8 protein-coding genes are annotated in these 10464 nt (G+C 60.4%); all 8 read left to right on the top strand.

The features are described from left to right. A partial coding sequence (locus NZ746_07085) for an AMP-binding protein (GenBank protein ID MCS6817128.1) occupies window positions 1-579 on the top strand: 579 nt, incomplete at its 5' end. 28 nt (window positions 580-607) lie between these two features. Then, window positions 608-1630 carry a 3-oxoacyl-ACP synthase gene (locus NZ746_07080; GenBank protein MCS6817127.1) on the top strand — a complete coding sequence of 341 codons (1023 nt, stop codon included), beginning with the start codon at window positions 608-610 and terminating at the stop codon, window positions 1628-1630. Further along, window positions 1623-2057: a MaoC family dehydratase gene (locus NZ746_07075; GenBank protein MCS6817126.1), complete on the top strand. Its 435-nt coding sequence runs from the start codon at window positions 1623-1625 to the stop codon at window positions 2055-2057. Before NZ746_07080 ends, NZ746_07075 begins: the two co-directional genes overlap by 8 nt. Window positions 2058-2127: 70 nt before the next feature. Further along, window positions 2128-3372: a TetR/AcrR family transcriptional regulator gene (locus tag NZ746_07070; GenBank protein ID MCS6817125.1), complete on the top strand. Its 1245-nt coding sequence runs from the start codon at window positions 2128-2130 to the stop codon at window positions 3370-3372. Window positions 3373-3655: 283 nt separating this feature from the next. Beyond that, entirely contained in the window at window positions 3656-7042 is a 3387-nt protein-coding gene (locus NZ746_07065; GenBank protein ID MCS6817124.1) for a TonB-dependent receptor, read from the top strand. 61 nt (window positions 7043-7103) lie between these two features. Further along, window positions 7104-8534, top strand: coding sequence for an aldehyde dehydrogenase family protein (locus tag NZ746_07060; GenBank protein ID MCS6817123.1), 1431 nt, complete (start codon window positions 7104-7106; stop codon window positions 8532-8534). Between the two features lie 10 nt (window positions 8535-8544). Then, window positions 8545-9345, top strand: a complete 801-nt coding sequence (locus NZ746_07055) for an alpha/beta hydrolase (protein MCS6817122.1) — start codon at window positions 8545-8547, stop codon at window positions 9343-9345. Between the two features lie 3 nt (window positions 9346-9348). Beyond that, window positions 9349-10446 carry a zinc-binding dehydrogenase gene (locus NZ746_07050; protein ID MCS6817121.1) on the top strand — a complete coding sequence of 366 codons (1098 nt, stop codon included), beginning with the start codon at window positions 9349-9351 and terminating at the stop codon, window positions 10444-10446. The last annotated feature ends 18 nt before the right edge of the window (window positions 10447-10464 follow it).

Here is a 10464-nt window from a genome sequence, read left to right as displayed (position 1 = left end):
TGGCTCCCGGACGAAAAAACCCACCGCAAGCCAGGGTCGGTGGGCAGTCCGCTCTTCCACGTGGAAGTTCGAATAGTCCGCGAGGATCGCGACGTCGGGCCCGGCGAAGTGGGAGAGTTGTGGATCCGGGGTCCCCATGTGGTCCCCGGCTACTGGAATCACCCAGAGGAAACGGCGCGCACAATTGTGGAGGGCTGGTTGCGGACTGGGGACCTCGCTCAGTTCGATGAGGAAGGGGACTTTTACATTGTTGGTCGGATCAAAGACGTGATCATCTCGGGCGGAGAGAACATCTATCCGGCGGAAGTCGAGAGCGTGCTGTTGGGGCATCCGGACGTGATGGAAGCCGCCCTCATCGGCGTGCCGGATCCCGAATGGGGAGAAGTCGGACGAGCAATCGTCGCGCGTCGGCCAGGGAGTGCGCTGACAGAAGCAGAATTACTGACTTATCTGCGCTCTCGCCTGGCGGGCTATAAGATTCCAAGATCCGTGGTTTTTGTGCACGAGCTGCCCAAGACCGGAGCCGGAAAAATTGATCGAATAGCGCTAAAACGCCAATATGGAATCCAGCACGAGTAAGCGAGGTCCTCGTTTGACGGAGACGCCGATGACTGAAATCGGCATCGCCGGCTTGGGCATCTATCTTCCCGAGCGCGTGATGACGGCCGAAGAGGTGGCCGCTGCTTCCGGTATTCCCGCCGAGGTGATCCGAACGAAGTTCGGGTTGAATCGGAAACACATCGCCGACGTGGCGGGGAAAGGGGAAACGGTCTCCATGATGGCGGTCGAGGCCGGACGGCGCGCGCTGCAAGATGCTGGGGTGACTCCGGAAGAAGTGGATGCCCTCATTTATTTCGGGAGCATGCACAAGGATTACTACGTCTGGCTGGCCGCGCCGCGAATCCAAGAGCATCTTGGAGCTCGACGCGCCTATGCATTTGAACTCAGTGGGGCTTCGGCCGGCCTCCCCTTCGCCCTAAAAGTCGCCCGCAGTCTGATGCTCGTGGATTCTTCCCTCCTCCACGTGTTACTGGTCGCGGCCTCTACCGAATCCATGCTTCTGGACTACACCAATCACCGCTCGCGCTTTATGTTCAACTTCGGCGACGGAGCAGCTGCTTGCGTGCTTCGACGAGGGCATCGGCGGAATATCGTCCTGGAATCCGCTGCCCTCACGGACGGTCGCTTTGCAGACTTCGTGCGTGTGCCGGCTGGCGGCTCGGTATTTCCCCCGAGCCTAGAAACTCTCCGACGCCGATGGCACTACTTGGACGTCACCGACCCAGCTCGAATGAAAGAGATGCTGGATCCCATCACCCTGGACCATTTCGTGCGGGTGATTCGCGAAGCCCTGGCCCGCAGCGGCTGCCATCACCTCGATTTCCTCATCCCTTTGCACACCAAACGATCGCTCTTCGAAGCCCTGCTGTCTGCTCTCGGACTGACGGATGCTCAAGCCATCTATCTCTCGGACTACGGCCATCTCTCGGCCGCTGATCCGTTGTTGGGACTTTATCTCGCTCGTCAAGCAAGGCGATTACGAGACGGCGACATCGTGGTCCTCGTGAGTGCCGGGACCGGATACTCATGGGGGGCTACAGTGATCCGATGGGGAGGTCCTCATGAATGACGTGCACATAGGCGCAACCGCCTCATGGTCGAAGACCATCACGAGCGCGGACGTTCAAGCCTTCGCCGCGCTGAGCGGAGATGAGAACCCGCTGCACTTGGACGAGGCCTTCGCCCGAAATACCCCCTTCGGACGACCTATCGTCCACGGAATGCTCGTGGCCAGCTTGATCTCGACGGTCTTAGGCCGACAGCTCCCCGGACCGGGGACGATCTACCTGAGTCAACGCTTAGAATTCATTCGACCGGTTTATCCGGGCGATACGATCACCGCGACGGTAGAAGTGATTCACCTTCGCGAGGACAAGCCCGTAGTCACCTTGGCTACGCGATGCACGAATCAACACGGGGAAGAGGTCGTGCGCGGTGAGGCCGTCGTCCTCGCCCCAAGAGTTCGAAATCGGGACGACGTGTCTGAACCCAAATGATGATCCGCCACCTCGCCTATCTTGACATCCCCATCGCCTCTGCTACGCTTTCCCCTCGATGATGACGCGCGTGGCGAAAAAAACGCGAGCTCCTTCGACCGCGCGAGGTTTGGCGACGAGAGAACGCCTCTTGGCCGCCGCTCAAGAGGTCTTCGCCGAAGGCGGTTACCATAGGGCTTCTGTCTCCGCCATCTGCCGCCGCGCAGGTGTCGCGTTGGGGACGTTCTACCAATACTTCGCCGATAAGGAGGCGATCTTCTCAGAGCTGGTCGCGCGCGCTAGTATGGCCCTGCAAGTGGATCTCACCCATGCCCTACGTTCGGAGGGCGATCTTCGCGCGCACCTGGATCGCATCCTGACGACCTTCTTCGCCTTCATTCGTCATCATCGGGCTTCTTATCGGATCTTTCGAGAGATCGAATTCGTCAACAAGCAGATGCACCATCAGTTCTACGACGGACTCATCGCACTCGTGCGAGAATTCTTGAGCGAGCAACGCCGCCAAGGACAAATCCGCGCGCTCGATCCGGAGGTCGCAGCTGTCGCTTTGATCGGTGTGGCGTACTTCCTGACCCTTCGGTGGCTCATTCTCGGTCCAGGCGAAGTTCCCGAATCCGTCCGCCATACCGCCATCGAGTTCCTCCTGCATGGGATGGACACTGGTCGTCCCATCACGACTCCACCCCAACGCGCCACCGTTGCTGCTGCGCTTGGTGAAGGCGCTCCATCTCCCGCTCCGACGCGAGGGGAGCTTTCTCGCCGCAAGCTTCTGCAAGCCGCCAAGGCCTGCTTCAGTCGCAAGGGCTTCTACGCGACGTCCATCGCGGAGATCACGCGGCGCGCGGGAGTTTCACTCGGGGCTTTCTACCTCTACTTCTCCAGCAAGACCCAAATCCTCGACGAACTCGTTCGCGATCTCAACGCGCAGCTACGTCGGAACGCGCGTGCAGCGATCGCTGGCCTCACCGATCGCCGCGAGATCGAGCGCGAGGGATTTCGCGCCTTCTTCCAGTTCATCCATCGGAATCGCGAGGCCTATCGGATCGTCCGCGAAGCCGAATTCGTTTCTCCCCCAACCGCTCGCTGGTACTTCGAGCGATTGGCTCAAGGATACGTCCGCGGACTTCAGGAAGGAATGCGCCGAGGAGAGATTCGTCCGCTCGACGCCGAGACTTTGGCGTACAGCCTCATGGGAATCGGTCACTTCCTGGGCTTGCGCTGGGTCGTTTGGTCCTCGCGTCCTTCGCTTCCGAAACGCGTCTTCGACCACGCCTTGGACATGATCCTCCGCGGCCTGAAGGGCCTCCCCTCCTGACCCGCGGTCGAGGGATTCCCGTCGAATACGCTCCAGCGCCCGATGGAGCACGAGGCCACCGGCAATTGCGGGCGTGCCATTCCCGCCTCGTCGCCCCGAATGATCTGCGTTTCGCGCTCGTCCTCCCTTGACATCCCAACCGAAGCATGATATATGAATCGCGTCTCAGAAATTTGAGCATAAGGAGACAACAAAGTATGGGGTCGGCTTATCGATCCTCGCGTAGAACATCCCCCAAGACGCGATGCACCGCACCGAGAGACCTCGCAAATAGGAGGACACTATGACTCGCCCGAAGCGATTTTTCATCGCCTGCCTCTTCGCATGTACCACGATGGGGATCGCCCATCACAGTTTTGCGCAGACGGCCTCCACGGGGCAGATCGCCGGGACGGTGCGCGATCCGATGGGCGCCGTGATCCCGGATGTGAGCGTCGTGGTGACGGAGAATCTGACCGGCATTCGACGAGAGACGAAGACCGATGTCTCGGGCAGTTACACGGTGCCGCTCTTGCCGCCTGGGACCTATACGGTCGAGTTTTCCCGCGAAGGTTTTCGCCGACTCGTGCGTGAAAACATTGCCGTGCGCATCACATTGACGACGACGGTGGATGTGACGCTGGAAGTCGCTCCGCTCGGCGCGGAGACTGTCACCGTGACCGAAGAAGCACCGCTTCTGCAAACCGATCGTCCCACCACCGGCCGGGTCATCGAAGAGCGCACGATTCGGCAACTGCCATTGGCGACGCGCAATTTCCAACAGATGCTCGCGCTCTCGCCCGGAACGCTTGCGTCGGTCGTGCGCAATACGGACGTAGGTCGCGGCGATGCCATCATCCAGGTCAATGGCCAGCGACAGACGCAAAACAATCTGCAGATCAACGGTGTGGATGCGAACTCCATCGCCCTGCATTCAACGTTCAATCTGCCCGTTCCGGCCACTGAAGCCATTCAAGAGTTCATCGTTCAGACGAGCCTTTACGATGCCTCGCAAGGTCGCAATAGTGGCGGCATCATCGCGGCCGTCACCAAATCCGGGACGAACGAGTTTCACGGCAACGTTTACGAATTCTTTCGCAATCGCGTGCTCAACGCCAACGATTTCTTCCTGAACGCCTCTGGTCAAAAGCGTCCGATTTTGACCCGTAACCAATTCGGTTTCACGCTCGGCGGTCCGATCGCCAAGGACAAAACCTTCTTCTTCGTCTCCTACCAGGGCACGCGGGAACGCAACGGAGCTTCGCTCATCAACAGCCTGACGAGCCTGGTTCTCCCTTCGGCTTTGACCGACAATCGGAGCGCGGAGGCTTTGGCAGCTGTCGGCACGACGCTACTGCCGCCCGGCTCTCCTCCTCTCCGCGCTTCGGACATCCATCCGGTCGCGCTCGCACTCCTGAACGCTCGATTCCCGGACGGACGTTTCGTCATTCCTAGCCCTCCGCCGGGTTCGCCCGGTCCCTTCACGACGCTCACGCAATCGGGCATTTCGCGATTCCGCGAAGATCAGTTTAATCTCAATCTCGATCATCGCTTCACGAGTAATCACACGCTCTCGGGCAAGTTCTTCTTCAACAACGACACGACCGATGCGGCGATCACGTCGTTCGTAGCTCGTCCGGCCAATGCCGTGCTCGGCTGGGGCGGCCCCTTGCAGCGGAACAATCGCGTCTTCTCACTCCGTGACACGCACATCTTCACTCCCACGCTGATCAACGAAGCGCGGTTCGGCTACGCGCGTATTTTCCTGGAGGCTGTTCCCCGCGAACCGTTCACAGCCGCGCGATTCGGGATTGAGAGTCCACTTCGTGCGCTCTTCCCCGGCCTGCCGCAGATTAATGTCTTCGGGCTCTTCACCCTGGGGCCCGAGGGCTTGTTCGACACCGAGGCCGTTCAAGAGCATTTCACCTATGGCGACACGATCACGTGGATCAAGGGGCGGCACACCCTTCGCATGGGCTTCGAGGGACGACATTATCCCTTCTTGCTGCGCTTTCGACTCTGGAATCGCGGATTCATCCAATTCCTCAACTTCGTGGATTTCCTGCAGGGCGACATGTTCATCTCCTTCATCGGCTCGGGAGATCCCGAGCGCGAGCCACGCATCCGCGATCTTGCGGCTTTCGTGCAAGAAGACTTTCGAGTCACGGATCGGTTGACGCTCAACATCGGTCTCCGATACGAGCTGCTCGGCTACATGAGCGAAGTGCGTGGACGGCTCGTCGGCTTCTTCCCCGATCAATATCGTGTGGGTCCGCCTCCGAATGGCTTCGTACTCGCCGGGAACGCGAAGACGCCTTTGCCCAACGTGCCGCTCGTGGAGAAGACGCTCATCCCGCAAGACGAGAACAATTGGGCGCCCCGTTTTGGCTTCGCGTGGAGGCCCTTCCGAAGATATGAGCGCGTGGTGCTGCGCGGCGGATATGGGATCTATTTCATTCGCACTTCGGGACAGATCGGTGGCGGGATTCAGCTCTTCAACTACCCCTACTTCATCTTGCCCGTCGGAGCAGGATCGCGCCTCCTGCAATCCCTGGGATTCCCGCCCCCTGTGGCGCGCGCGCTTGGCCTTCCTTTCAATCGGCCTTTCATCCAAGTACCTCCGCCTTCGGCCTTCCCTGTCGTTCCCGCCATCCCCTCGCCTTTGCGCGATCAATTCGGCAATCCCATTCCCATCTCGGGCGTTTATCTGGATCGAGGCTTCCGGACGCCCTACACGCACCAGTTTGGGCTGAACGTCCAGTGGGAGATGGCGCGATCGTGGCTCCTGGAGCTCGGATACACGGGAACGCGCGGGATCAAGCTCACACAACTGTTCAATCTCAACCAGCCCGTTTTCAATCCGGCGACAGGGCAATTCATCACGCCTCTGCCGGCCTTCTCGAACAATGGGAACATCGCCGCCGGTCTGCATCTGATTCAGACGACGGGCCAATCCTATTACCACTCGCTGCAATTGTCGGTCACCAAGCGCTTGAGCCATGGCCTCTCGTTCTTGGCGTCGTACACCCTCAGCAAGTCCATAGACACAAATTCGGGTCCGCTGGCGGGCGATCTGGCGGCTAATCCCGGCGACCAGCAGAATCATCGGTTGAATCGCGGGCTCTCGGATTGGGATCGTACGCATCGGTTCGTCTACAGCTTCGTCTATGACCTGCCGAAACTCTACGGCGGCGATTCGGGCGTCGGGAGATGGCTGCTCAACGATTGGCAGATCGCGGGCGTTGCCGTGTTTCAATCCGGGACGCCGTTCACCGTGTTCGCCACCGGAGGCGGTGGTGGCATGAACCTCACGCGGGCTAATTTCGCGCCCGGATTCCGCGGCTCGGCGGAACTGACGGGTCCGGTCACGGCGCGCCTCACTCGCTTCTTCAACACGGCCGCTTTCGTCCCTCCACTTGGTGCGACATTCGATCCGCGGGCGCCCTTTGGGAACACTGGCCGCAATATCTTGCGGGGCCCCGATCAGCGAAACGTGGATTTCTCGATCATCAAGTTCATCCCGATCACGGAAACGGCGCGCGTGGAATTTCGCGCGGAGTTTTTCAACGTGACGAACACCCCGAGCTTCGCCAATCCTGACTCGAACGTGCTCTCCTCGGCGTTCGGACGGATCTCCAGCACGAGCACGGGCCCGCGCGTGATTCAGTTCGCGTTGAAGGTGAATTGGTGAGTCGGGAGGGCTTGCGCCCCGCGCCGCGAGTCGTTAAAACTCTCGGCGCGGGAGGTGAACCATGACGAAAGAGTACCCCTTCATCGTGGGCGGCGATCGCCGAACGTCGGCGGAGAACGTGGAGATTCGCAATCCGTACGACCAAGAGGTGATCGCCATCGTCAACCTTGCCTCCGCGCGAGACGCCGATGAAGCGATCGAGCGAGCGGCGATGGCTTTCGAGACGACGCGGCGGCTTCCCTCCTATGTGCGATCCGATGTCCTCCGCCGCGTGGCGAACGAGCTGACAGCGCGGAGAGAGGAGTTCGCCGAGTTGATCGTGCTGGAGGCGGGTAAGCCTATTCGCGACGCGCGCATCGAAGTCACTCGCGCTATTCAGACGTTCACCGTAGCCGCAGAGGAAGCCAAACGATTGGGCGGAGAGCTTCTGCCACTCGACTGGCTCGCTGGATCGGAGAATCGGTGGGCGATCGTGCGCCGCTTCCCCATCGGCCCGATTCTCGGCATCACCCCATTCAACTTCCCCTTGAACCTGGTGGCGCATAAAGTGGCTCCGGCGCTCGCCTCTGGGAATCCCATCATCATCAAGCCGGCGCCGCAGACGCCGCTTTCAGCCTTGCGACTGGGTGAGATCGTCTGCGCGGCGGGTTGGCCCGACGGAGGCTTGAGCGTCCTCCCCTGCTCCAACGAGGTCGCCGGACGAATGCTCACCGATGAGCGCATCAAGAAGCTCACATTCACGGGCAGCGCCGCCGTCGGCTGGATGTTGAAAGCGCAGGTCCCGAAGAAGAAAGTGACGCTGGAACTCGGTGGGAACGCGGCCGTCATCATCGAACGCGATGCCGACTTGGACTTCGCCGCGAAGCGATGTGTGCAGGGCGGCTTCACGTATGCCGGACAAACTTGCATCTCCGTACAGCGAATCTATGTGCACGAGGCCGTGTATGAGCCATTTCTCGAACGCATGTTGGAGGGGGTCAGGAATTTGATCGTCGGCGATCCGAGGGATGAGAAGACCGATGTCGGTCCGATGATCAGCGTGGCGGCGGCCGAACGCGCCGAGATCTGGATTCGGGAAGCGGTTCAGGCCGGCGCCAAGGTTCTCATCGGTGGCGAACGTCATGGCGCCTTCCTCATGCCGACGGTGCTCACCGATGTCGCGCCGGAGATGAAGGTGAGCTGCGAGGAGGTGTTCGCGCCGGTGGTCGTCGTCAATCGTTACGCCGATTTCGACGAGGCGCTTCGCCACGTGAATGCCTCCCGCTATGGCTTGCAGGCGGGCATCTTCACCCGCGATCTGCACCGCGTCTTTCGCGCCTATCAAGTGATCGAAGTCGGCGGGCTCATCGTCAACGACGTCCCCACTTATCGCGCCGATCACATGCCCTACGGGGGCGTCAAGGATTCGGGAATGGGCCGCGAGGGCGTTCGCTCGGCGATCGAGGAAATGACTGAGCCCCGCGTCCTCGTTCTGAATCTCAACGTGAGCTGAGAGGAGGTGAATGCCGCACGCGCGAATCAACGGGATCGAGCTGTATTATGAGGTCCACGGGACGGGAGCGCCGTTGCTGTTGATCGCCGGATTAGGCTTCGGCGTCTGGAGCTGGTTTCGCCAAATCCCGGAGCTATCGCAGCAGGTCCGAGTCATCGCATTTGACAACCGGGGTGCTGGGCTTTCGGAGAAGCCCGATTGCGAATACACCATCGAGATGATGGCGGACGATGCGGCGGGATTACTTCGCGCTCTGAACGTGACGCGCGCTCACGTGCTCGGCCATTCGATGGGCGGATACATCGCCCAGGAGTTGGCTCTCCGGCATCCCGAGGTCGTCTCCTCCCTCATCTTGGCCTCGACGAGCTTCGGGGGGAAAAATGCCGTGCTCATGTCTCCGGAGACGGCGGCACAAATGCGTTCGGAACTCGAAGCGGAAGATCGCGAAGCGGCTTTACGTCGCGGCCTCCCTTTACGGTTCAGCGATCGGTTTCTGACCGAGCATCCGGAGATCGTCGGGGACTTCCTCGCGCGACGAAAGGCCCATCTCCCGCCGGCATACGCGTGGCAGCGACAATTCGCTGCCTGCCTTCGCTTCGAGACGGAATCGCACCTGAAGGCGCTGCGCATCCCCACGTTGATCGTGACCGGGAGTGATGATCCGATCGTCCCGTCAGAGAATTCGCTGCGGCTCGCGCGAGTCATTCCGAACGCTCGCCTGGTCATCTTCCCTGGAGCTCGCCATCTCGTCTTCATCGAACGGGCCGAGGAGTTCAATCGTCTCGTGATCGAATTCCTGAAAGGAGCTTGAGCGATGAAAATGGCGAAGGCCGCCGTCATGCCCGATTTTCACCAACCGCTGGAGATTCGGGAGTATCCGCTTCCTGAGGAACTGGAGCCCGGCACTGTGCTCGTTCGCGTCGAGATGGCTGGCATTTGCGGGACGGACGTTCATTTGTGGAAGGGGCAATTGCCGATCCCGCGCCCGATCATCCTCGGTCATGAGACTGTTGGGACGATCGTGAAGTTGGGCGAGGGAGTGACGAAGGATTGGATAGGAGCGCCTTTGTGCGAAGGCGACCGCGTGGCATGGTACGCCGGACGTCTGTGCGGCCAATGCTTCTATTGCGTGCAGAAGAGACAACCGACGCGCTGCCTCAACCGCCGCGCCTACGGGATTACGTATGCGTGCGACGCTCCTCCGCACTTTCTCGGCGGCTACGCGGAATATCACGTGCTCCTTCCAGGATCGGCGATCTTCAAACTGGATGATCTCTCGACGGAGATGGTCATTGGCGCTGGATGCGCGCTCAATACGGCCATTCACGGGATCGAACGGGCAGGGATCCATTGGGGAGACACCGTGGTCATTCAAGGAAGTGGTCCCGTGGGACTCGCCGCGCTCGCTGTGGCGAAGACGGCCGGCGCCTTTCAAACGATCGTGATCGGTGGCCCGACTCATCGGCTGGAGTTAGCGAAAGTCTTCGGTGCTGACCACACGATCTCCATCGAAGAGGTCGTCGATCCCGTCGAGCGCATCGAGCGAGTGAGGCACCTCTCCGGCGGATACGGAGCCGACGTCGTCATCGAGTGCGTCGGAATACCGACTGTCGTCTCCGAAGGATGGGAGATGTGCCGCGATGGGGGCAAGTATCTCGTGCTCGGCCATTATGGCGATGCGGGTCCGACCTCGCTCAATCCGCATGTGATCACGCGCAAACAATTGACCATCTACGGCTCATGGGCGAGCGAGCCCCGCCACATGGCTCAAGCCTTGGAGTTCCTGAGACGACATGGTGATCGCTTCCCGTTCGACCGGTTGGTCTCCCATCGCTTCCCACTGAATCGTGCGATGGAAGCGCTTGAGGCGACGTCACGATGGATGTCGGTGAAAAGTGTCATCGTCCCATGAGGAAGAGGAGCGCGCCCA

The organism is Blastocatellia bacterium, from assembly GCA_025055075.1.
Classification (GTDB): Bacteria; Acidobacteriota; Blastocatellia; order HR10; family HR10; genus HR10.
Note: the sequence above shows the minus strand (reverse complement) of the source record. Positions and strands in the feature narration are given on the sequence as shown.

What these genes read in the sequence shown, in the direction of transcription:
- NZ746_07050 (MCS6817121.1), top strand. Translation starts at nt 9,349, where the DNA reads ATGAAAATGGCGAAGGCCGCCGTCATGCCCGATTTTCACCAACCGCTG.
- NZ746_07080 (MCS6817127.1), top strand. Translation starts at nt 608, where the DNA reads ATGACTGAAATCGGCATCGCCGGCTTGGGCATCTATCTTCCCGAGCGC.
- NZ746_07055 (MCS6817122.1), top strand. Translation starts at nt 8,545, where the DNA reads ATGCCGCACGCGCGAATCAACGGGATCGAGCTGTATTATGAGGTCCAC.
- NZ746_07060 (MCS6817123.1), top strand. Translation starts at nt 7,104, where the DNA reads ATGACGAAAGAGTACCCCTTCATCGTGGGCGGCGATCGCCGAACGTCG.
- NZ746_07065 (MCS6817124.1), top strand. Translation starts at nt 3,656, where the DNA reads ATGACTCGCCCGAAGCGATTTTTCATCGCCTGCCTCTTCGCATGTACC.
- NZ746_07075 (MCS6817126.1), top strand. Translation starts at nt 1,623, where the DNA reads ATGAATGACGTGCACATAGGCGCAACCGCCTCATGGTCGAAGACCATC.